25 protein-coding genes are annotated in these 20003 nt (G+C 51.7%); 9 read left to right on the top strand and 16 right to left on the bottom strand.

Going from position 1 to position 20003, the window contains the following annotated elements; translation table 11 throughout:
* On the top strand, positions 1-1272 hold the full coding sequence (truD, locus tag O0S10_RS07140; protein ID WP_268925197.1) for a tRNA pseudouridine(13) synthase TruD: 1272 nt from the start codon (positions 1-3) through the stop codon (positions 1270-1272).
* A gap of 186 nt (positions 1273-1458) precedes the next feature.
* Here the strand turns inward: truD and O0S10_RS07135 are convergent, their stop codons facing one another.
* The 4 genes from O0S10_RS07135 to O0S10_RS07120 form a co-directional block, all read right to left on the bottom strand.
* Positions 1459-1848 (bottom strand): hypothetical protein, encoded by a 390-nt coding sequence (locus tag O0S10_RS07135; RefSeq protein ID WP_268925196.1) that lies wholly within the window; start codon positions 1846-1848, stop codon positions 1459-1461.
* Positions 1845-2243 carry a hypothetical protein gene (locus O0S10_RS07130; RefSeq protein ID WP_268925195.1) on the bottom strand — a complete coding sequence of 133 codons (399 nt, stop codon included), beginning with the start codon at positions 2241-2243 and terminating at the stop codon, positions 1845-1847. The genes O0S10_RS07135 and O0S10_RS07130 overlap by 4 nt, the downstream gene beginning before the upstream one ends.
* Before the next feature lie 88 nt (positions 2244-2331).
* The gene (locus O0S10_RS07125; RefSeq protein WP_268925194.1) at positions 2332-3696 is read right to left on the bottom strand and encodes a zinc metalloprotease; all 1365 of its coding nucleotides are present in this window, start codon (positions 3694-3696) and stop codon (positions 2332-2334) included.
* Positions 3697-4117: 421 nt separating this feature from the next.
* On the bottom strand, positions 4118-4333 hold the full coding sequence (locus O0S10_RS07120) for a hypothetical protein (RefSeq protein WP_268925193.1): 216 nt from the start codon (positions 4331-4333) through the stop codon (positions 4118-4120).
* Positions 4334-4505: 172 nt separating this feature from the next.
* Between O0S10_RS07120 and O0S10_RS07115 the strand changes: the two genes are divergently transcribed.
* From O0S10_RS07115 to O0S10_RS07100, 4 genes are all read left to right on the top strand, one after another.
* Complete coding sequence (locus tag O0S10_RS07115) at positions 4506-4955, top strand: hypothetical protein (protein WP_268925192.1); 450 nt, start codon at positions 4506-4508, stop codon at positions 4953-4955.
* Between the two features lie 2 nt (positions 4956-4957).
* On the top strand, positions 4958-5824 hold the full coding sequence (locus O0S10_RS07110; RefSeq protein ID WP_268925191.1) for a winged helix-turn-helix transcriptional regulator: 867 nt from the start codon (positions 4958-4960) through the stop codon (positions 5822-5824).
* A gap of 175 nt (positions 5825-5999) precedes the next feature.
* Positions 6000-6272 (top strand): autorepressor SdpR family transcription factor, encoded by a 273-nt coding sequence (locus O0S10_RS07105; protein WP_268925190.1) that lies wholly within the window; start codon positions 6000-6002, stop codon positions 6270-6272.
* The gene (locus O0S10_RS07100) at positions 6269-6907 is read left to right on the top strand and encodes an SdpI family protein (RefSeq protein ID WP_268925189.1); all 639 of its coding nucleotides are present in this window, start codon (positions 6269-6271) and stop codon (positions 6905-6907) included. The genes O0S10_RS07105 and O0S10_RS07100 overlap by 4 nt, the downstream gene beginning before the upstream one ends.
* 110 nt (positions 6908-7017) lie before the next feature.
* Here O0S10_RS07100 and O0S10_RS07095 read toward each other — a convergent pair whose 3' ends face one another.
* From O0S10_RS07095 to hxlB, 5 genes are all read right to left on the bottom strand, one after another.
* Positions 7018-7176, bottom strand: coding sequence for a rubredoxin (locus tag O0S10_RS07095; RefSeq protein ID WP_268925188.1), 159 nt, complete (start codon positions 7174-7176; stop codon positions 7018-7020).
* Between the two features lie 65 nt (positions 7177-7241).
* The gene (locus tag O0S10_RS07090) at positions 7242-8330 is read right to left on the bottom strand and encodes a hypothetical protein (RefSeq protein ID WP_268925187.1); all 1089 of its coding nucleotides are present in this window, start codon (positions 8328-8330) and stop codon (positions 7242-7244) included.
* A gap of 171 nt (positions 8331-8501) precedes the next feature.
* Positions 8502-9554: a M42 family metallopeptidase gene (locus tag O0S10_RS07085; protein WP_268925186.1), complete on the bottom strand. Its 1053-nt coding sequence runs from the start codon at positions 9552-9554 to the stop codon at positions 8502-8504.
* Between the two features lie 6 nt (positions 9555-9560).
* Positions 9561-10670, bottom strand: a complete 1110-nt coding sequence (locus O0S10_RS07080; protein WP_268925185.1) for a pyridoxal phosphate-dependent aminotransferase — start codon at positions 10668-10670, stop codon at positions 9561-9563.
* Between the two features lies 1 nt (position 10671).
* Complete coding sequence (hxlB, locus tag O0S10_RS07075; RefSeq protein ID WP_268925235.1) at positions 10672-11274, bottom strand: 6-phospho-3-hexuloisomerase; 603 nt, start codon at positions 11272-11274, stop codon at positions 10672-10674.
* Positions 11275-11422: 148 nt separating this feature from the next.
* Between hxlB and O0S10_RS07070 the strand changes: the two genes are divergently transcribed.
* Both O0S10_RS07070 and O0S10_RS07065 read left to right on the top strand, forming a co-directional pair.
* Complete coding sequence (locus tag O0S10_RS07070) at positions 11423-12592, top strand: aminotransferase class V-fold PLP-dependent enzyme (RefSeq protein WP_268925184.1); 1170 nt, start codon at positions 11423-11425, stop codon at positions 12590-12592.
* Entirely contained in the window at positions 12564-12932 is a 369-nt protein-coding gene (locus O0S10_RS07065) for a hypothetical protein (RefSeq protein WP_268925183.1), read from the top strand. The genes O0S10_RS07070 and O0S10_RS07065 overlap by 29 nt, the downstream gene beginning before the upstream one ends.
* A gap of 1 nt (position 12933) precedes the next feature.
* On the opposite strand, the gene O0S10_RS07060 is transcribed toward O0S10_RS07065, so the two are convergent.
* Both O0S10_RS07060 and O0S10_RS07055 read right to left on the bottom strand, forming a co-directional pair.
* Positions 12934-13881 carry an asparagine synthase C-terminal domain-containing protein gene (locus tag O0S10_RS07060; RefSeq protein WP_268925182.1) on the bottom strand — a complete coding sequence of 316 codons (948 nt, stop codon included), beginning with the start codon at positions 13879-13881 and terminating at the stop codon, positions 12934-12936.
* Positions 13881-14087 (bottom strand): hypothetical protein, encoded by a 207-nt coding sequence (locus tag O0S10_RS07055; RefSeq protein ID WP_268925181.1) that lies wholly within the window; start codon positions 14085-14087, stop codon positions 13881-13883. Before O0S10_RS07055 ends, O0S10_RS07060 begins: the two co-directional genes overlap by 1 nt.
* A 220-nt stretch (positions 14088-14307) precedes the next feature.
* Between O0S10_RS07055 and O0S10_RS07050 the strand changes: the two genes are divergently transcribed.
* A complete protein-coding gene (locus tag O0S10_RS07050; protein ID WP_268925180.1) occupies positions 14308-16059 on the top strand; it encodes a dicarboxylate/amino acid:cation symporter in 1752 nt (583 codons plus the stop codon).
* 261 nt (positions 16060-16320) lie between these two features.
* Complete coding sequence (locus tag O0S10_RS07045; protein WP_277612752.1) at positions 16321-17346, top strand: Fic family protein; 1026 nt, start codon at positions 16321-16323, stop codon at positions 17344-17346.
* A gap of 698 nt (positions 17347-18044) precedes the next feature.
* Here the strand turns inward: O0S10_RS07045 and O0S10_RS07040 are convergent.
* From O0S10_RS07040 to O0S10_RS07020, 5 genes are all read right to left on the bottom strand, one after another.
* Positions 18045-18362, bottom strand: a complete 318-nt coding sequence (locus O0S10_RS07040; RefSeq protein WP_268925179.1) for a hypothetical protein — start codon at positions 18360-18362, stop codon at positions 18045-18047.
* 222 nt (positions 18363-18584) lie between these two features.
* Entirely contained in the window at positions 18585-18770 is a 186-nt protein-coding gene (locus O0S10_RS07035) for a helix-turn-helix domain-containing protein (RefSeq protein ID WP_268925178.1), read from the bottom strand.
* Positions 18767-19270 (bottom strand): hypothetical protein, encoded by a 504-nt coding sequence (locus tag O0S10_RS07030; RefSeq protein ID WP_268925177.1) that lies wholly within the window; start codon positions 19268-19270, stop codon positions 18767-18769. The genes O0S10_RS07035 and O0S10_RS07030 overlap by 4 nt, the downstream gene beginning before the upstream one ends.
* A complete protein-coding gene (locus tag O0S10_RS07025; protein WP_268925176.1) occupies positions 19267-19506 on the bottom strand; it encodes a hypothetical protein in 240 nt (79 codons plus the stop codon). Before O0S10_RS07025 ends, O0S10_RS07030 begins: the two co-directional genes overlap by 4 nt.
* Positions 19499-20003: HNH endonuclease (locus O0S10_RS07020; protein ID WP_268925175.1), on the bottom strand; the 505-nt coding region annotated here is incomplete at its 5' end. The genes O0S10_RS07025 and O0S10_RS07020, both read right to left, overlap by 8 nt.

Below are 20003 nucleotides of genomic sequence, written 5' to 3'. Positions count from 1 at the left end.
ATGAAACCCTCCACCCATCCCCTCGAACAATCCCTCGGAATGAACTACTACGCAACCGACACACAGGGAATCGGCGGCGTTCTCCGCAGTACACCGCAGGACTTCATCGTCGAAGAACTGCCGGTCACCTTTACCGGAACCGGCCCGTACCTCATCGCAAAGCTCACCAAAACCTCCTGGGAACACCAGCACGCCATGCGGGAGATCGCAAAACGGCTCGCCATCAGCCCAAAACGGCTCGGATGGGGAGGAACCAAGGACCGCAATGCCGTAACAACCCAGTACATCTCCCTCTACGACATCACCGAAGACGACCTGGCAAAAGTCTCCCTCAAAGACATCGTCCTCGAACCGGTCACGCACCACCAGTTCAATCTCGGCCTCGGCAGCCTCGAAGGAAACCGGTTTGCAATCACCCTGCGCAACTGCGAATCCGAAGGACTCGCCGAACGGACAGCTGCAATCACCGCCGACATTCTCTCCTCCGGCATCCCCAACTATTACGGAATCCAGCGGTTCGGCGCATTAAAACCGGTCACCCACCGCGTCGGCCTCCACATTCTTCGCGGCGAGTATGAGGACGCCGTGAAGATCTATGTCGGCGACGCCTTCCCCCACGAATCCGACGAGGTCAAAGCCGCCCGGACGGCGTTCGCCGAGACCGGCGACGCCAAAGCCGCTCTGCACGACCTGCCGGCAAAACTCTCCTACGAACGCATCATGCTCGACTCCCTTGCAAAACATCCCGGAGAGTACGGGGCGGCACTTCAGGCAATGCCGCCGAAACTTCTCTCAATGTTCGTCTCGGCATACCAGTCCTGGCTCTTTAACATGGCGCTTTCCGCCCGCTGTGCCGCGGGAGTTCCGCTTGCGGACGCAGCAGAAGGGGAGCATCTCATCTTCACCAACGACCGTATCGATACCGTCACCGAAAAGAACCTTCCCACCGCCCGCCAGCACATGAAACGCGGGCGGTGTGCGGTCGCCGCATGGATGCCGGGTGCAACGCTTCCCGTAACGCCGGGGCCTATGGAAAAGGAAATGTTTGCCCTGATGGAGAAGGATAGTGTTTCGATGCAGAGTTTTGCGGATGCGTCCGCGTTTACCGGCACGAACTTTGATGGAGCTCACCGGAAGATTGTGCTCCGGACGGAGGTTGCCTCTGAAATCTCGGGAACGGACGTCACACTCCGGTTCGTCCTCCCGCCCGGCCATTACGCGACAACCGTCTGCCGCGAGTACATGCAGGGCTCGCCTGAACAGATGGTCTGACCGGCGGGGCTTTCCCGCTCTTTTTTTAAAACAGTTCCTCAGGAGTGCTGTGGGACATGGTTATCTTTATGCTATTTTTTCCACGAAGGATGATAAAGAGATTGACCAAAGTGTGAGAGATGCGTTTCCACCAACTGCTGACACGTTTTACAAAAAAAATGGATACCGGATGTCCCGAAGAACTGGTCACGATGACTCTGGAATCGGATTCACTCCGATCATGTCCAGCAGTTCATTTGCCTGCTCGCGAGGGATTTCCAGTGGATACTGAAAAGGAGTTTTCTGATCCGGATAGACGAGGAGCCAGTTTGCGGAGTAAGATTCGCGATCATGGGAGAGTGCAGCGGTGATCTGCTTGACATTGATATGATGAATCTCCGGGCTCAGTCCCTCTATAGTAATAACCCAAGTAATGTTCACGGGTGTCTGGTACTTCATGGTTATGACGGTTCCGGTATCCCAGTACTTTTGGTAACCAACTGATGTGGCGACGTAGCACATGGGATCCTCTTCGGTGAACTGCTCCAGCTTTTCGATAAGTGCGGTTTCGCTCTGGACATGAGCGGAATTATTCATGAGTAGACAGGATAAACCCGATAGTACGCATCGTCCCATTTGAGATAGCGTGATTTTGATACAATGGATCCGTTTTCTCGATACATTTCTCCAAATTCATTTTCAATACGTATTGCCTCCGATTTATTTACACATCGCTTACCATATTTCATACGAGTAAATGGATTTTCAGTGACAATGATTGACTCAGATGTTTCCAGAGAATTCTGCAATGCTGGATAGCGGGCAAGATCATCATCGGTAACAGATACAATGATGGAATTACTCCCTGGAATGTGGCTGAGAGACTGAACTCTAATCCCCGCATCCGCATATGCAAGAGTGAAACCTCCGATAACAGTAGCGAATACAACAAAGATAAGAATACCAATACAGATAAGAATTTTCTTTTTCATGATAGTTCAGAGTCACTATTTTTAATTCTATGATGGTTGATTAGTAAATGGTTTGTAAGATATGTATGTATCTTACAAAAATTGTTTTTCATGCCAGAGCGGCAACCTCATGTTTGTAAACGCGGATTACAAACGCGTTATCATGTGTTGCATCTCCATTGTATTCAGGGACAGATGACGAGAAATCCCACTGAATTGAATCACCGATATACATACCACACATGACAGTTATATGCCTAAATGGGGGTACAAGATCCCACCACTCATACGCCAATTCGTGATACGCATGTAATGTATGCCCGATTTCATGAATAAAATTATAAACTCGGGAATGACGATTACCATCATACATACCTGGAGAATTATCTTCAACCATTTGTGACCAGGTGTGTCTGTTAGCACCCATTCCTTGAGCATACTCATATCCAGGTGATGTCGGACTCGCATCTTTTCCGCCTAAATAGACACAAACATCTTTTTGTGCCATGATAAGATATTCTTTCGGAAACTTATCCATAACCAATTGGTAAGGATCAGTAACCGACCGAGGATCATTACTCATCTCTATCATGGACTGGACAGATACTAAATATGATCCCCTGAGAACAACCTTGATATCTGGTCTCTGAAATTGGTAATTTGCTTCACTAAGATAATCCTTGGCACATGCTATCCAATCTGCCTCTAAATCATAAAAATTTTTGTCGGTAACGATAAGTAGATCAACATATGCCCAATCGTATTCTCCTCCTCTAGTTGCGCTCAATTCGGAATTGGCAGTAATAAGTGGGGGCGATGTCATATTATCAGTATTACCACAAAATGGAACAGGCTCAGAGGGTTGCAAAAGATCTTTTTCAGAATAAACAACATGCAATGGCATTACTGTTCGGGCAGTGTATTCTCTGTTTTGAACAGGATAAATTACGATACTCTGATTTCCAAACCTCACCGTACCATACAAGAGGTTTTGGTCTGTCACGGTAAACAGAACGACAGAGTCAGACATTCCTGAAATTGTACCTTGGTAAGAATCACGACCATCAGCTCCAAGATCATCATAGTTGGACTTTTTCAGATTGATGGTATATGTTTGACCGTACAAAGTGATCGGCATAGTCACAGTATCTGAACGAACAGGTATCAGACTGTTAAAAGTAACCAGATCATAAATTTCTGTATTTGCTGCTCTTGTTCCTGAGGCTTTCATAGCGTCAGATGATGCAATAACAATTTTAGGAATGTGCAGCGGCCCATAGTCAATGACAGAGCCAGAATTTCGCATTGTAGCTGTTTGTGGATCAACCACGTTCGTTTTTCCAGAAACACTGAAAATCAGTGAGTCAGATGTTCCAGACGATTCAGCACTTACAGGCAGGATGAACACCACCGAAAGCAACAGGATTACTGTCATGGGCAGAATCCAAAATTTATTTTTTAGTCTATGTTTCATTTTCAAAGCATCTCACTGCAAACCTGCTCTAATCTGTCACATCAAAGTGAGTGATGAAATCAGACACAGGATTACAATCTAAACTTGAGTGAACATCTCTTATGAATACATTGACCAAAGTGTCATACCCCCTGACTATCTGGTGTCGGACAATGAACAAAATAGAATAGAGGATGGTTTTCAGCAGGGACGACAAAGAAATTGGTCAAACTCTCGTTTTGAAAAAATATTGTTGGATTTTTTCAGGTTGCTGCTGTGTGTTCAGGATCGAGGACATCTTTGTAGATGCCGTTCGGGAGCGGGAGATTATGCATACCGTAGGTTTTTTTTGGAGGTGGCGGCACTTATATACCGACTGATTTCGTCGTCAGTCAGATCGTATGCCCGCCCAATGGAGAGATGGAGTGCATTCCAGTTGATCTCATACCATCCGCTCTGTTTCCGGGAAGTTGACGCCAAGTCGATGTGCTTCGGATACTGCATAGGAGGTGATGTTCTCCACCTGAATGTTTCCCTGATCCGAGAACTCCATGAGAAGGAAAGCATCGCTCGGTTCATCCAGTTGAACACAGCCAGTGGTTGATAAGACAAGAACAATTCCTATCGCAAGGAAGATATACGGGATTTTTTGATGCATATAATCATCTCATAGAATATTCTTTTTTGTCAATACTATATAATTTCACTGACCAGAGTGTCATCACCCCCAATTTTCGCAGCAAGCATGGAACAAAAACGATCATCAAAAAAATAGGGGTATGACACTTTGGTCAATGATCTTATAACAAATCACGTGAAAACTATTGTTCATGAAGCATCTGATAAAGATACTGATTGCGGCAATAATTCTGCTTGCCTTTGTCGGCTCAGCAAATGCCGCTGTTGCTGACCAGCAGGTATCCTTTGAGATTTTAACGGCTGAACAGATTACAGGTCCGTCACGTGCCCCTCCGATAACCGATACTATTTCTCAGGGAGAAACAAATCGCCATACCTACACGCCGGTAAGCGGCCAGAAACTTGAAGTCTCACTTACCTGGGATCGGACATCATCCGGAAGTGATCTGGATTTGTACATTTACCCTCCGAACAGTGACCCTATCAAAATGCAGGATGAAATTGATGGAAGAACGGATGGAAAGATATCTCTCAGAACGTCTTTAGCCGCTGCGGATCTCAATCGACTTTGGATATTTGATGTGACTGGTGCGCGAGTTTCAGGAACACAATCATATACCTTGATCATTAATAGTTACTAAGTATGGAAAGAGAACTGCTGCATGAGATCGGTATTGTCTTACTCGTGATACTTGTTTTGTTCAGTGCAGCAGTTGTACTCTTTTTTGCAGAAGGGGGAGAAATTTACGGTTTCAATCATGATCCGGATAATCCCACCGTTAGTCTGGAACACAACAAATATGAATTTGAGATAGTTGATGAAGAGATTGTTCCCATTTATGACGGCACTGAGATCAAAACCGTCGAACTATGGGAGCTGCCGCCAAAGGAAATTCTCCGGCAACTTATAACTGAACCCATGGCCTACATTCCGCCCATCACCGCACACCTCACCACGCTCTTCATCTCCGCGCTCGGCCTTACCTTCATCGTACTCTACCGCCGCAAAGACAGCTGGGAGAGTTGGCAGGAAGGCAACAGACCGGAACAGATTCTCACCTTCATCAAAGAATATCCCGGTTACTCCCTGCAAATGATTGCCGACAATCTCGGCATACACCGCAGTACGCTCCGCTACTATCTCAGGAATATGAAAAAGAAAGACATGATCTCTGCGACCGATTATCAGGGACATTTACATTACTTTGCTGGGGGAAAACTCTACACTGACACTGAGAAGTTGATGTACTCCGTTTTTTCGCGGGAGAAAGAAAAATTAGCAGTTGTTGCCCTTTGGAACCATTCCGGCTGCACCAAACAGGAACTCGCAGAACTCCTCCATCTTACGCCAAATGATATCGACTGGTATCTCCGGCGATTCCTTGAAGACGGCCTGATCATGATCGTATCTGACGGCTCCCGCAACTCCTACCGTCTCACAGATGAAGCAGCAGACGCATGCAGGAAAATAGTTGCCGAACAAAAAAAGACCGCAGATTCCGGGCAGTAGACCCATGGACGCGAAAAAATTTCGCGTATTTTTCGGAAAAATCTGTACAGTCCAACACTTCATATGTTTCGTACGAACAACAAGAAAGACGACTCGCATTTCAGCCAGGTACCTCCCCGCAATCTATTTAGAAAAACATCTAAATAGATCGGACAACAGAATATATGGGTGAGGAATGGGATTTCCGGAAACCTTCAAAGCCCTCGCCGATCCCGTGCGGCGGGAGATTCTCGTTATGCTCAAAGGCGGCAGACTCTCCGCAGGAGAAATTGCCGGCCACTTTGCGATGACGAACGCCACCATCTCCTACCATCTTGCACAGCTAAAGAAAGCCGACCTCGTACGGGAACACAAAGAAAAAAATTTCATCTACTACGAACTCAACATATCCGTCTTCGAAGAGGTGATGTGCTGGTTCGCTCAGTTCCGGGAGGAACAACCCAAATGAAACCAAACAATGCTACTGCCCTCGCCACCTCAATCGTCTGCCTGCTGCCGATCATTCCCGGCATTCTACTCTGGGATCAACTGCCCGACCAGCTGATAATTCACTGGAATGGCGCGGGCGAACCGGACGGCTACGCCCCGAAAGCCCTCGGTGTTTTCGGCATCCCGCTTCTGATGTGCGGCTTAAACCTGTTTCTGCAGTTTGGTCTCCGGACTGACCCGAAGATTGAAAACGCTTCGAAAACCCTGGTACTTCTTGCCAAATGGTTTATCCCGGTACTGACCCTGATCCTTGTGCCGGTCACGCTGTTTGCCAGCATGGGCGCAGAAATTCCGATTCAGGTCATCGTTCCCCTACTGATTGGGGTGATGCTGATTGCAATTGGAAACTATCTGCCGAAGTCAAAACAGAGTTACACAGTGGGCATCCGCCTTCCCTGGACGCTCAACAGCGAGGAAAACTGGAACAGAACCCATCATCTGGCAGGATATCTCTGGATAGGTGGAGGCGTACTGCTGCTTCTCTGTGCATTTCTTCCCGCGATCTGGTTCCTGCCGGTACTGGTGATCATCATGATCCTTGTCGCGGGAATCCCGTTCGCCTACTCTTACCATCTGTATCGGAAAGGGGTGTGATCTCCTTTTTTCGATCCTCGGAGCCGGGTTGTTCGGTCTCTGTCTTCTGCTGCTGAAACTGCTGCGCATCCTGATCTTCTGGATGCTGCTGTAAAAGAGTAAAGAGAATTTTATCCTCTTTTTACAAAGAATTTTTTCGATGCGCCGCACATAGGACAGACCCAGGTGTCAGGAATTTTGTCAAACGGTGTTCCTGCCAAAATTTCGGGGGCTGCACCCTTTTCTTCGTCATACATATACCCGCAGGTCATGCACTGATACTTTGCCATAGAAAAATAGTTGTTGCTGGAAAATGGTAAGGGTTTGGATTGCGGCACTGCCAAAAAAACCCAGGTCACAGAGTTTTTTTCGCGTCCATCTTATGGAGATCCACTGCAAGATAGGAAAAGTCCCCTTCCGGTTCCTGCTTCTGCCACGTCAGTACCGGAAGCCGGTAGGACGAAAATGCCGGATCGATCTTCCATATCGCCGGATCCCATCCCTTCCAGGGTCCCACTTTCTTTTCAAACCCGTTCCACAACAGGTAATAGGAAATGTCCCCGCCATTATTCGTAACGTACTGTGCAAACCTCCCTTCCGGATTTTTCATCCCCATCCACGCCAGACAGCCCAGTGTCGTTACTCGGCGAATCATCCCGGCAATTCTGCCGCACATCGGATACGGACAGCTCACTGACTGCATCAGGGACAGGATGCCTTTCCAGCGTCCCTGTTCCGTAAACCCGGCAATCCCGCCAACATAATTATCTCCGGAAACAGTTCCTGCTGCATAGCAGTACTCAAGCGTCATACCGGTCAGGTTTCCGCCAATGCCTCCGGCATACGTTTGCGGGGTTGCCACATTCCCCAGAAAATAACTGTTGGATATCGTACTGTACTTTCCCTGTCCCCCGATACCGCCGGCATATCTTCCTGAAATATCCCCCTGCACCCGGCATCTGCTCACTATCCCGCCAATCACAGCCCCGACTATCCCTCCGACAACTGTGTCTCCCGTAACCGTACCCGAAAAGGCACAACCGAATACATCTGCCCCCCGCAGAAATCCGACAATCCCGCCAACCACTTTTTTCCCGCGGATGGTACCGGACACGGTAAGATTGGCAACTTCAGCCCGCTCGGTACGGGAAACACCAGTCACCTGGCCGAAGAATCCGCAGTCCGTTTTCTCGGTGGATACGGATACTCCGCGAATTGTATGTCCTCCGCCGTCAAACCTGCCGGAGAACGAAAACTCCCGGTCATGATCCCCGATCGGCTGCCAGGCAGTCCCGTCAAGATCCAAATCCGCGGTCAGGAGAAAATGAGTTCCCGCATACGAGATGCCGGAGTTTACCGCTTCTGCAAATTTCAGCAGATCTTCCGCCGACTGAATCAAATAAGGTGTTTCAACAGTACCTGTTCCATCCCAACAATTTTCCATGATACACATATTACGACAAAAGAACAGATAATTGTTTGTGCTGAAAATATACCTGTCCCGTTCTTCATGAAGCATCTGATGTGAAGAGGACCGGGGTTTGCTTTTCAGGGAGTTCGTTTGACGGATCACGAAAATCGGATCAGATTCCGTTCCTGCCAAAAAAGAAAAAAATTAGTTCAGCTTCGGTTTCGTGCCGACAGCTTTTGCAAGCAGGGAGATTCCTGCCTGCAAATCTTTCAGATCGATAACCTCGACCGGCGAGTGAATATACCGTGCCGGAACCGAGACCGGGACGCTGGGAATACCGCCGCGTTCAAAGTTGATCGCAGACGCATCCGTATTCCCGCCGTCGCCGATCTCCACCTGTACCGGAATATCGAACTTCTTCGCCGTCTTCGTCAGCCAGGAAACGATACGCGGATCCGCAATATGACCGCGGCCTGAAGCGGACACCGCCACCACCACAGGACCCTTGCCCATAAAAACCGGCGCCTTGCGGCGTTCAATCCCCGGAGAATCTCCGGGGATCGTCACGTCAGTTGCAATCGCCACATCCGGGTTCAGCGCAAACGAACTCGTCTTTGCACCCTTCAGCCCGACCTCCTCCTGCACCGTGAATACCGCATACACCGTATGTTTCGTCTGCATCTCGCGGAGAGCACCGATCAGCATCGCACAGCCCGCACGGTTGTCAAACGCCTTGCCGGTAACACAGGTTCCCGCAAGCGGCACAAACTCCCGATCGATCGTAATCGGAGTTCCGATCGTAATACCGAGCGCTTCCACCTCTTCGGGACTCGTCGCCCCGACATCGATGAACATATCCGCAAGACTTACCGGTTTCTTGCGATCCTCGTCGCTCATCACGTGCGGGGGTTTCATACCGAGAACTCCCGGAACAATGCCCATTTCGCCGTGCAGAAGAACCCGCTGGGAAACCAGAACAGGATTGAACCAGCCGCCGACCGCAATAAACCGGATAAATCCGTGCTCATCCACGTACTGGACCATCAGGCCGATCTCATCCATGTGGGCTGCAAGCATGATCGAAAAATCATCGCCCTTCTTTACCGCAACAAGATTTCCCATCTTATCGGTCTTTATCTCATCCACATAGGGAGCGACCTCTTCTCTGATGATCTTTGCGACCGGCGACTCAAAGCCGGAAATGCCGTGGGCATTGGAAAGCTTCTGTAATAATGCACTGATTTCTGTTAGTTCCATACTAATTCACCTGACAACTTTTGCCATCCGGGCAAGAGCTTCCTTGATATTTTCCTGTGAGGTTGCGTAACTCATACGGGCGTAACCCGCGCCCGCACTGCCGAAGGCAGTGCCGGGCGTGATGATAACGCCCGCATCCACGATTTTCTGAACCGTATCCGCAGGGATCTGCGGGAACGCATAAAACGCACCGTCCGGGCGGTTCACCGGGATTCCCATCGCCGAAAGTCCGGCGATCAGCAGATCGCGGCGTTCCTCGTACTCCGCCTTCATCGCCGCAACCGAGTCCTGCGGCCCTGTGTACGCCGCAAGCGCTGCATACTGGGCAATCGAGGTCGGGCAGGCGAGCGTGTACTGCTGGACTTTGACCACTTCGTGAATGATCTCCTCACTCGCCGCAAGGAATCCAATCCGCCATCCGGTCATCGCATACGTTTTGCTCGTTGCATTAATCGTAATCACGTTGTCGCCGAAGACAGCCGCACTCACGAACTTCGCGTCACCGTAGCAGAACTTCTCGTACACCTCATCACTGATAACGGTCACCCCTGAATCCGCGGCGGACTCAACAACTGCTCGGACCGTCTCCGGCGACTCAACCATACCGGTCGGGTTTGCCGGATTGTTCAGGACGAAGACTTTCGTCTTCGGATCCGAGAACTGCTCTTTGAGTGCCTCAACATCCAGATGCAGATCAGACCCGAGCCGGACCGGGCAGGGCATTCCTCCCGCAAGCGTTGTCAGTGCTCCGTAGGAGACGAATCCCGGATCATTGAAGACAACCTTTTCTCCGTCCTCAATCAGGGACTGAATCGCAATGTTCAGCGCTCCGGACCCTCCGGCGGTGATGATCACATTCTTCGCTTCGCAGGGAACGTTGTTTTCGCGGGAAAGTTTCGCCGCGACCGCTTCCCGCAGTTCATCGATTCCGGCGTTGTTGGTGTAGCCCGTTTTTCCTGCGGCGAGGGCTGCAACGGCTGCGGCCTTGATGTTCTCCGGCGTGTCAAAGTCCGGCTGGCCGAGGCCCATATTGATCGCGTCCGGTCCGGCTCCCTCAAACATCTTTCGGATGCCTGAGATGTCAATGGCCTGAACACGTTTTGCAAACTGTGTCATGTTACTCAATGTTAGTGTGGCGGCGCTTCAGGTCGCTCTCTTCGGTCTTGGTCATATCCATTAAGGTGGAGATGACCGCATCACCGAAGATAAGGGACGTCGTCTCAAAGATGGTGCCGAGCGGTGCAAACGAACGGTGCTCGCCCAGCATCTGGCGGATTTCATACTCGTGGGCATCACAGCTGACAGGGTCACGCTGCGTCTCAATCCGGATGATGTAGTCGGCAATCTTTCCGATGCGGGAGTCAGGGTTTGACGAGATCAGCGCAACTTTGACGCCGAGGCCTTTTGCCGTCTCGGCAATATCCCCGATGGTCTTTGTGTTACCCGAACCGGAGAAGGCAACGATCAGATCGCCTTCACCGATTGCGGGCGTGATCGTCTCCCCGACCACATAGGAGGTCATGCCCATATGCATCAGCCGCATGGCAAAGGACTTGGCAACAAGACCGGAACGTCCCGCACCCATCACGTAGATGCGTTTTGCATCCAGGATTGCTGCGAGGAATGCATCAATCTCGCCGCTTGCGATCATCTGGGCGATGGCATCAATGCGGGATGCCATTAAACTCATCATATTTTTGACGGAGGCTCCGTGCGTCATACTGCTACTATATGGGTTGCGCAGATACATGAGGGTTGGCGTTTGTCCGGCTTTCTCCAAAAGTTCAAACATCGTCTGATGTCTGACCGGATGCGACCCGGGGACGAAACCCTTATCGATCTGCATAGCCGATACTCTCCCGAGAAAAATGCCTCCCGCACCCTCCCTCATCTACCTCAACAACGCCGCCACCAGCTGGCCCAAACCCCCCGAAGTCACCGAAGCGGTCGCCGCCGCTCTTGCCCTCCCGCCGTTCGGCTCCGGTCGGACGACCGGAACCCAGGGAGAAGACTACATCCTGCTCGCCCGCGAACGCCTCGCCCGTCTCCTCGGCGTCCCGGAACCCGACCACCTCAGCTTCACCCACAACGCAACCGACTCGTTAAACATACTCATATCGGGATTTCTTGCCGACCGCACCGACACCCCCCACGTCCTCACCACCGCCCTTGACCACAACTCCGTCCTTCGTCCCCTCCACGAATACCAGCGAACCGGCCGCATCCGGCTCGGCATCCTCCCCTTCACCAACGCCTACGTCACGCCCGAAACCGTCGAGGCCGCCATACAGCCCGACACAAAACTCATGGTAATGACTCACGCAAGTAACGTACTTGGTTCCGTACAAAACATCCGGGCAATCGGTGAAATTCTGCACGATCACGGCATCTACTTCATCGTGGACGGCGCCCAGACCGCAGGCCACATACCCATAACACTGCCAGATCTGCCGGTCGACGCCTTCGTCTTTACCGGCCACAAAGGCCTCCTCGGCATCCCCGGCACCGGAGGATTCTACCTGCGGGACCCCGAAACAATCGAACCCGTACGATTCGGCGGAACCGGAACCAACTCCATCTCCCTCTTCCAGCCCCGGGAAATGCCGGACCGGTTTGAAACAGGAACACACAATTACCCCGGCCTTGCCGCACTCGCCGCAGGCATTGCATATCTGGACCAGCAGGGAATCTCCACCCTCGCCGAACAAACCGGACGCCGGACAGCTGCCATCATCTCCGGCCTCGCCGACGAAGAAACCATCACCATCTACAACAAAACCCCCGACCTCCCCGTAATCGCCCTCAACATCCAGGGACTGGACAATGACTCAGCAGGATTCATCCTCGCCCGGGCCTATAATATATTAGTGCGAACCGGCCTCCACTGCGCCCCGCTCGTACACAAAACAATCGACGGCGGCGAAGGATGCATCCGCCTGAGTCTCTCCAGTTTCACCACCGACGAAGAATGTCAGACCACCATCCACGCACTCCGGGAGATAGCGGAAAATGCGAATACTGCGATCCATTCAGCATAAATACTGTGCGGACGGCTCGTTCATGAAGGAGTATCAGCTCAGCGAACCGGTAACCGCGGAATTTTTCCGGTATTTGGGCAACTTCGGCAGTGTTGAAGCGATGCCGAATCTCGGCGAAGGATTTTATTCGTTCACCAAACCCGACTGGTTCTCGATTAAGGGGTTTGCCGGAGACACCACCGTTGAAGTCCGGTTCAAAGCCCAGTCTATGGATCTGACGAGCGACTTTCTGTTCTTTCTCTTCTCCTCGTATCATGAAGGCGAAGTGGATCTGACGGTTCTCAAACGGCGGGAAAAGTCGCTTGCGGAACGGGTGCGGGTACATTTGTACGGGAAGTAACTCAAACAAACTCCCGCATCCTCTTCTCCATCCTCCGCAGCGCCGCCGTCATCCCGCTGCCGTACTGCATCGCTTTTTTCGGCTTCCACGCCAGATCCTCCGGAAGATACTTCGCTGCAACTTTCCGAAGCGCAATTTTGCGCAGATCACTGGCGACAAGTTCCGCATCCGCAAGATTCCGCGACGCCCGAACCACCCGTTCATCCATATAGGGCATCGAGTACCACACACCGGAAAGCCCGGCAGCGGTGGCATCGCGGACCCGCTGTACCGCCAGCCCCGCAAAATCCGCATCCAGATCTGCCCGGAGATGCACACTCCTGCCGTACCGGGCGTAGCCGCCGAACAGCTCATCCGCCGCCTGGCCGGTCAGAACCTTCTCCGCCCCGCAGGCCGCAGCTGTTTTCCCAATGAAATAACCGGTCAGCGCAAGCTCCAGATCCATCCGGGACGCAGCGGGCAGTGCCGCACGCACCCGGGGCAGCGCCTCTTCCAGATCCTCATCCGTGATCTCACCGACCGTAAGCGAAAGACCAAGCCGGTCAGCTGCATCCGTAGCAGCGCAGAGATCCTGCGAACCGGCAAACCCCACCGCAATACAGGGAAGATCCGCAAGAACTGCAATGAGCGTTGAATCCACCCCGCCGGAAAGAGTGACGACCGAAGCTGTGCTTCGGTCGTCGCACCGGAGACGAACCGCCTCCCGGATTGCGTCTTCAAGAGAAAGGTCCGGCACATCCGGCACAATCCGCCACTCCCTTCCGGAAGAACGGATTACCCCCGGCGGGATTGGTCCCGGCATGATACCGTACCGATCGCGGGCAGTAAACCGATCGGTTGCAAGAACAAACTCACCCCCGCAGCAGCAGAGCCGTTCGGGAGTGAGTTCCGCAACCTCGGACGGTGCAAGAACCCGTCCCCCTTCCTCAATCCAGCCGCGAAACTGCATCAGTACCCCCGAGACAGTACTTCCAGCTCGTCACGGATACAACTGCGGATCATCATCTCAAGAGCTTTCGGATCAAACGGCTTCTCCGTATTCTGCTGTGCGGTAATCCGGGCATCCATCGCACGGATACCTTCGCTCACCGTTTTTCCGTATTTCAGACAGAGGGCGATCGCGTCCTCATCCAGGCGGATGACTTTGGAGGGCATGATTGTACTTTCTTTCGGCGGTCGGAAGGGATATATGTTACAGATTGTAACAGGAAAGACAGCACCTGTTACAAATTGTAACAGAGGCAAAAGTTGCTGTTACAGATTGTAACATCCCCGGATGTCACTCTGTGTTCAACATCTTCATTCATTGTCCAACAATAGTACTTAGGCTGATCTGTAACGCAACCCGCAGCGTTACAGGCATAGAGCTGAACACATGAACCGACATCTCCCGCTATCACTCTTGCTCCTCTCCGGACTGATTGCCGCCGGCATACTCCTGTTCCACCCGGGACTCCGGGAAGACCCCTTCCTGAAACACACTCTTCTCGCGATCGTCTGCGGTCTGTCCCTGTTGGTACTCATCCTCCTGCTGAACAAACACTCCCCGGCATCTCCCCGGCACACCATTCCCGCCGACCCTGTCGAACTTCGCCGAACTATCCTCCAAACCCTGAACACCGGAAAAACCGCCATAATACCGGAAGAAAAACTGGATATCGCCGTCAAAGCAGTACTGCAAACCTGGAATACCCTGATCGGAGAAGAACATCCCCTCACCTGCCAAATCAGCAGACATCTGCGGCAGCCGCAGATCACCTTCGCCATATCCGGCAGAAAAACCAATCCCCTCATCACAGTAGAATCAGAGGAAACCTCAGGCAAAACCCTCTTCAGAAACGCCTCCCTCACCGCATCCTACCAGTATCACAACGGAGAAAACCGCCTGACACTCCGGCAGGCACGAAAAAAACACGCATCCTACGTACCGCTCCTCTGCGCTGCCATTGCCGGCATATCTGTCGGACTGATCTGCCGGTACGGGCTCCCCGTCGAAACCGCCCTCGAACTCCGGAGTGTCATCCTCACACCACTGTTTGACACATTTCTCGAAATTCTGATCGCGATCGCCCTGCCGATGATCTTCCTCTCCCTTGTTGCAAGTCTTGCCGGATTTGGCAACATCGAAACATTTCGCGCCATCGGCACCACCGTACTTACCCGGTATCTCCGGCGAATATTCCTTGCGCTCGGAATCGCGCTGGTTGTCTGCCTGCCGTTTATCCCTCTCTCCCTCGGGAGCGGAATTCAGGGAGGAGGAGAGTTTCAGTCCATTTTTGATCTGCTTCTCTCGATCATCCCCTCAAGCCTGTTTACCCCCTTCACGGAACGGCATCCGCTCCAGATCATCTTTCTCGCAGTACTGTTCGGGTTTGTGATTCTGCTGATCCACAAATCAATTCCTGCAGTCATCACCCTTCTGGAACAGACGGATTATCTGATACAACAGGTAATGGAAAAAATCATCCTGTTCCTGCCGGTATTTATCTTCCTGAGTATGTTCCGGCTCATGCTGACCGATCAGGATTTCGGACAACTTGGCATCCTGTTTGCCGTTATTCTGGTATGTCATCTGATTCATCTGCTAATCATGGGAGCCGAAGTTTCAATCGCCAGAAAACTCTCCCCTCTGACACTGATCCGAAAACTTTTGCCGTCATTTCTGATTTCCGTAACAACCGCATCTTCCGCCGCCACATTTCCAACAAATATGAGTGTGTGCCGCGACCAGTGCGGGATTTCAAAAAAACTGGCAGAGTTTGGCGTACCACTTGGCACGGCATTTTCTCGAGCCGGTATTGCTACAGAATATTTCTGCGTGAGTCTGTTTATGGCAGCACATTTCGGCGTGCCTATCTCCTTGTCCTGGTTGATTATTGCGGTAATTGTCGTGTTTCTCGTTTCGGTGGCGGGTGTCCCGGTTCCGTGCGGAAATCTGATCAATTATCCGATTGTGTTCGCCCAGCTGGGAATTTCCCTGGATGCCATGGCTTTTGCGATTGTGATTGCCGTGGTACTGGATTATATGAATACGGCGGTAAACATGGTTGCTGTACCGATCGATATGATCCAGTCGGCAGCGAAACTGGATATGCTGGACGAGGAGAAACTGAAGTCCGATACATAAGGTTGCAGAGCATCTGTCTGCTGGTCAACACCTTTCACAACGTATGAACGCAACGGCACAGGAACAAAGCCTTTCCCTGTTGCATTGATCTACCAGTACGAGAAATCCGATCAATAAATCCGGAGAGTTCCTGCCGGTAGAGGTTTTACCCGAACTCCCCGCAGGAGAAGAGAAGTGTATACGTGAACAAATAGCAGTACGCCGGAGTTCCGGATACGAAATCATCTTATCTTCAGCTCCCCTATTAAAAGAGAGAGGATCATGCCTGCCGTGCCGTATGTACCGCCATTTACTCTCACCAGTCTGATGGTCAACCGTATCGCCGCCATTAGTGAACTCGTGGGAAAACTGAACGCAACCGGCAGTTTCACAAAAAATCCTCATCTGCGGCGCAACAATCGTATCCGCACTATTCACTCCTCGCTTGCGATTGAAAATAATACGCTGACCCTTGCACAGGTAACGAATATCATTGCGGGAAAACGTGTTCTCGGTCCCCCGGATGAAATCCGCGAAGTTCAGAACGCCTACGAAGCATACAAGCAGCTCCTGCTGCTTGATCCCTACTCCGTGGAAGATCTTCTCCGTGCCCATCGTATTCTCATGGCCGGCCTCGTGGCCGAGGCCGGCATGTTCCGCAGCGGCGGTGTCGGGGTTTTTGCCGGAACAACTCTGGTACACATGGCGCCTCCAGCCCCACTCGTACCCACCCAGATCGCCGACCTCCTTACCTGGTGCAAAACAGCAGACGTTCACCCACTGATCATCAGCTGTGTGTTTCATGCGGAGTTTGAGTTCATTCACCCGTTTGTGGACGGCAACGGACGCATGGGCAGAATGTGGCAGACCCTTCTCCTCAGCCGCTGGAAGTCCCTTTTCGCCTGGCTTCCCATCGAATCCCTCATCGAACAACACCAGGAACAGTACTACGCCGCACTCGGCGACGCAGGAAAACACGGAAACGATACCGCATTTGTGGAGTTTATGCTCGAAACGATTGAATCTGCGTTGAAAAATGCGGTTTCGGGTGTGCGATATGATACTGTAAATGACACTGTAAATGATACTGTAAATGAGCCAGGGTTTGCGGACGATCTGCTTTCGGGGAAGGAACGTGCGGTTTTGGATGTTGTACAACGCAACCCGCGAAGCACCATCATGGACATTACCGTACAAACCGGCTTCTCCCGGGCAACCGTCACCCGTGCCCTCTCCTCCCTGAAAAAACACCGAGTTCTCCGCAGGGTCGGATCGGACAAAACCGGACACTGGGAACTGCTCGACTGAAAAAAGAGGAAGTGGTTACATCCTCAGTATCTGTTTCACCTTTTCAGTGGAAAATTTCCAATAGATTCGTTCGTGTCTGTTCCGGTTTTTTGCGTTGAACTTCATTAAGTTTCGTTACATGTTATCGCATAATATAGCACAATACTAAATATCATCCCAATAAGGATTTCAATTATTAGCTCATTCATTACCAACCAGTCAATATTCAGAAGAAGTAAAATAACATACCCCACAATCGAACCAATAATCGTGGGCTTGGTGATAGAAAACTTAATTTTTGACTCATGATTATCTGCCATCAGAGAATACTACTCATCCCGCCGAACACAGACTGACGCCCTTGAAAAAACCGGTGAAGGCATGCAGACTGCATGCGATTCACGGTTATTCACTTCAGTTTTGAGAACTCTTCTAGAATGATTTTTCCATGACAGAGTGTGATGGCGCATAGTCCGGCATCCAATCATATTCGTCAAAGGACGTATACTGCTCAACATCTGAGCGGATAACCTTCCAGTACCAACAGAAGATGACGATAAGATGTTTTGTACCTCCACTAATTGTATGACGCCCATATTTCGGCGTGTGTTGACCAGCAAGATAGAGACTGTTCTGCTGATTTTTCTGCCTCTACTGCCAGACTTGGGTAAGCCATCGAGGAAAGAAGCAGGAAAACCATACATAATACAAATACTTGTTTAAATTTCATGATTTCTCCAATGTTCAATAATCAGGTCTATTCCCCATTCTACGGTGAGATATGTCATTATGTAAGCTGGAAATATCAGCAGTGGAGTTAGAGGCAACAGTTCGTTTGGATACACGAGGAGGAACAGTATCAGCGCGGTAAATGCGCAGACTCCATTGAAAATTACCACTCTCGACCCCAGCCACCAATTGGGAAGCGGGGTTTTTGATTCGTGAGGTTTTTTTCTCCCCGAAAGAATGCGCCAGCTCAATACGCAGAATGCTAGTATTATTAGGGAAAATAGGAGGAGTTTCAGCAATACAATCATAATATAATCACTTATAGTACTTTCTTAACACACTCCGATGCGGTTTTTCGATCTTCGTTAACTAACAATGAAACACGTTTTTCAAATTACTTCATATCCTTATCATTGGATATGGAAAATATCATTGTTACCCTGAGATTTCCATTTATTTTTTAGGAACTTTCCAATCATAATCGTGTTGAACACAGACTAACATGCGAAAGGAAAAAAACAGGGGATGCGTTACATCCTCAGTTTCTTTTTCATTTCGTCGGGTACGCGGACCCGTCTGCGGGAGAGGCCATGCTGCCGGAGGGCACAGGCAACTGCGGATTTGGAACAGCCGGTCCGTTTTGCAATTTTGCGGATGGAGAGTCCTGCATCCACATACGCCGCAAGAACCGCCCGGTCGGCGAGTTCGGGGTTCATGCATCCTCCGTGATGCGGACGATTCTGGCCGGGAGAGGTTTTGGGGTGACGAGCACAAACCGGCTGAATTCATCTGCGGGGAGTACTTTGGCGAGGTCGCCGAGGTTGACGTGTTCGAGCGGGCGGACGCGGTCGATGCCCGCGACAGCCACCGCAGACTCGTAGAGTCTGCGGCGGCTGAGAAGCCGTTCGGCGTCGGTTGCTTTGAGGTAGACGATAGCATCGAATACGGCGGGGAGGTCCTGCCGAAGCCGGGGGAGGTCGACGTGCCGGATGGGGATGACGGGAGTTTCGAGCCGGTACTCCGCGGACCGGAGGTTTTCTGTTCGGATGAGGTCGAGGAGTTCGCGGTGCCGGTTGGTGAGATGGGCGGCTGCTTCGGTGAGGAGATACTGCATCTCCTGATGCCAGTATGCGGCTGCGTAGGCGTCCGCATCTGCGGAGGGGCAGGGGTGGGTTTCGCTGAGTTCGGCGATGAGGGTTTCCGGGGTGAGGTTCATGGTCCGGCCTCCTGTTCGGTGTTCCGGCGGGCGATGATGTCCCGGGTCTGGTCGCGGTAGCGGCAGTAGGTCTGGAGGGTGTACTGTTCGTCTGTGCTGGTGCGGTAGGCGGGCAAGCGGCAGCGGGGGCAGCAGAGAACGGGGACGACTGCGGGGAGGTCGTCGCCGATTTCGGGAATGGTGAAGGCGGTTCCGCAGTCGGGGCAGGTGTAGGTTGTTTCGCGGTAGTTATTCATCGGGGATGCTCCGGTAGGTTTTGTGGTGGATGATGCGGGAGATGGTTTTGCGGCAGAGGCCGAATTCGCGGGCGAGTTCGGCCATGCTGATGATTTCTTCGCGGTATCGTCTGCGGATGGTTCTGACGGTGTCGTCGCTGAGCAGGCCCGGGCGGTTGCGGCGGTTTACTTCAGGCCGGACGAGCCGGAGGTTTTCCAGACGGCAGTCCGTCCGGTTGTGGTTGATGTGGTCGATTTCCAGGGCGTAGTCGATGGGGAGGGCGAGGATGCCGTGGGCGGCGATCCAGATGGCACGGTGTTTGCGGATATGGATGCGGATGCCTTTGATGATGACGCTTGCTTCGAGGTAGCCGTCGGGGGTTACGCGGAAGGGGACGAGGCGTCCGGTGCGGCGGCTGGTGATCTGACCGCCGGCGAAGTCGTAGATCCAGTCGCCGGTTGCGTGTTTGTACCATGCGGCGTAGTCGCCAGCGTGGAGGATGGGGGAGGGACGGGGG

This window comes from Methanocorpusculum petauri (genome assembly GCF_026891975.1).
Taxonomy (GTDB): Archaea; Halobacteriota; Methanomicrobia; order Methanomicrobiales; family Methanocorpusculaceae; genus Methanocorpusculum; species Methanocorpusculum petauri.
This window is presented reverse-complemented; position numbering and strand designations above follow the sequence as displayed.

Coding starts and splice junctions, on each gene's coding strand:
- O0S10_RS07130 (WP_268925195.1), bottom strand. CDS start 2,243: ATGAAAAAGAAAATTCTTATCTGTATTGGTATTCTTATCTTTGTTGTA.
- hxlB (WP_268925235.1), bottom strand. CDS start 11,274: ATGACGCACGGAGCCTCCGTCAAAAATATGATGAGTTTAATGGCATCC.
- O0S10_RS07115 (WP_268925192.1), top strand. CDS start 4,506: ATGAAGCATCTGATAAAGATACTGATTGCGGCAATAATTCTGCTTGCC.
- O0S10_RS07095 (WP_268925188.1), bottom strand. CDS start 7,176: ATGGCAAAGTATCAGTGCATGACCTGCGGGTATATGTATGACGAAGAA.
- O0S10_RS07030 (WP_268925177.1), bottom strand. CDS start 19,270: ATGAACCTCACCCCGGAAACCCTCATCGCCGAACTCAGCGAAACCCAC.
- O0S10_RS07120 (WP_268925193.1), bottom strand. CDS start 4,333: ATGCATCAAAAAATCCCGTATATCTTCCTTGCGATAGGAATTGTTCTT.
- O0S10_RS07100 (WP_268925189.1), top strand. CDS start 6,269: ATGAAACCAAACAATGCTACTGCCCTCGCCACCTCAATCGTCTGCCTG.
- O0S10_RS07125 (WP_268925194.1), bottom strand. CDS start 3,696: ATGAAACATAGACTAAAAAATAAATTTTGGATTCTGCCCATGACAGTA.
- O0S10_RS07070 (WP_268925184.1), top strand. CDS start 11,423: ATGCCTCCCGCACCCTCCCTCATCTACCTCAACAACGCCGCCACCAGC.
- O0S10_RS07045 (WP_277612752.1), top strand. CDS start 16,321: ATGCCTGCCGTGCCGTATGTACCGCCATTTACTCTCACCAGTCTGATG.
- O0S10_RS07090 (WP_268925187.1), bottom strand. CDS start 8,330: ATGGAAAATTGTTGGGATGGAACAGGTACTGTTGAAACACCTTATTTG.
- truD (WP_268925197.1), top strand. CDS start 1: ATGAAACCCTCCACCCATCCCCTCGAACAATCCCTCGGAATGAACTAC.
- O0S10_RS07055 (WP_268925181.1), bottom strand. CDS start 14,087: ATGCCCTCCAAAGTCATCCGCCTGGATGAGGACGCGATCGCCCTCTGT.
- O0S10_RS07060 (WP_268925182.1), bottom strand. CDS start 13,881: ATGCAGTTTCGCGGCTGGATTGAGGAAGGGGGACGGGTTCTTGCACCG.
- O0S10_RS07035 (WP_268925178.1), bottom strand. CDS start 18,770: ATGAACCCCGAACTCGCCGACCGGGCGGTTCTTGCGGCGTATGTGGAT.
- O0S10_RS07040 (WP_268925179.1), bottom strand. CDS start 18,362: ATGATTGTATTGCTGAAACTCCTCCTATTTTCCCTAATAATACTAGCA.
- O0S10_RS07080 (WP_268925185.1), bottom strand. CDS start 10,670: ATGACACAGTTTGCAAAACGTGTTCAGGCCATTGACATCTCAGGCATC.
- O0S10_RS07110 (WP_268925191.1), top strand. CDS start 4,958: ATGGAAAGAGAACTGCTGCATGAGATCGGTATTGTCTTACTCGTGATA.
- O0S10_RS07050 (WP_268925180.1), top strand. CDS start 14,308: ATGAACCGACATCTCCCGCTATCACTCTTGCTCCTCTCCGGACTGATT.
- O0S10_RS07025 (WP_268925176.1), bottom strand. CDS start 19,506: ATGAATAACTACCGCGAAACAACCTACACCTGCCCCGACTGCGGAACC.
- O0S10_RS07065 (WP_268925183.1), top strand. CDS start 12,564: ATGCGAATACTGCGATCCATTCAGCATAAATACTGTGCGGACGGCTCG.
- O0S10_RS07105 (WP_268925190.1), top strand. CDS start 6,000: ATGGGATTTCCGGAAACCTTCAAAGCCCTCGCCGATCCCGTGCGGCGG.
- O0S10_RS07085 (WP_268925186.1), bottom strand. CDS start 9,554: ATGGAACTAACAGAAATCAGTGCATTATTACAGAAGCTTTCCAATGCC.
- O0S10_RS07135 (WP_268925196.1), bottom strand. CDS start 1,848: ATGAATAATTCCGCTCATGTCCAGAGCGAAACCGCACTTATCGAAAAG.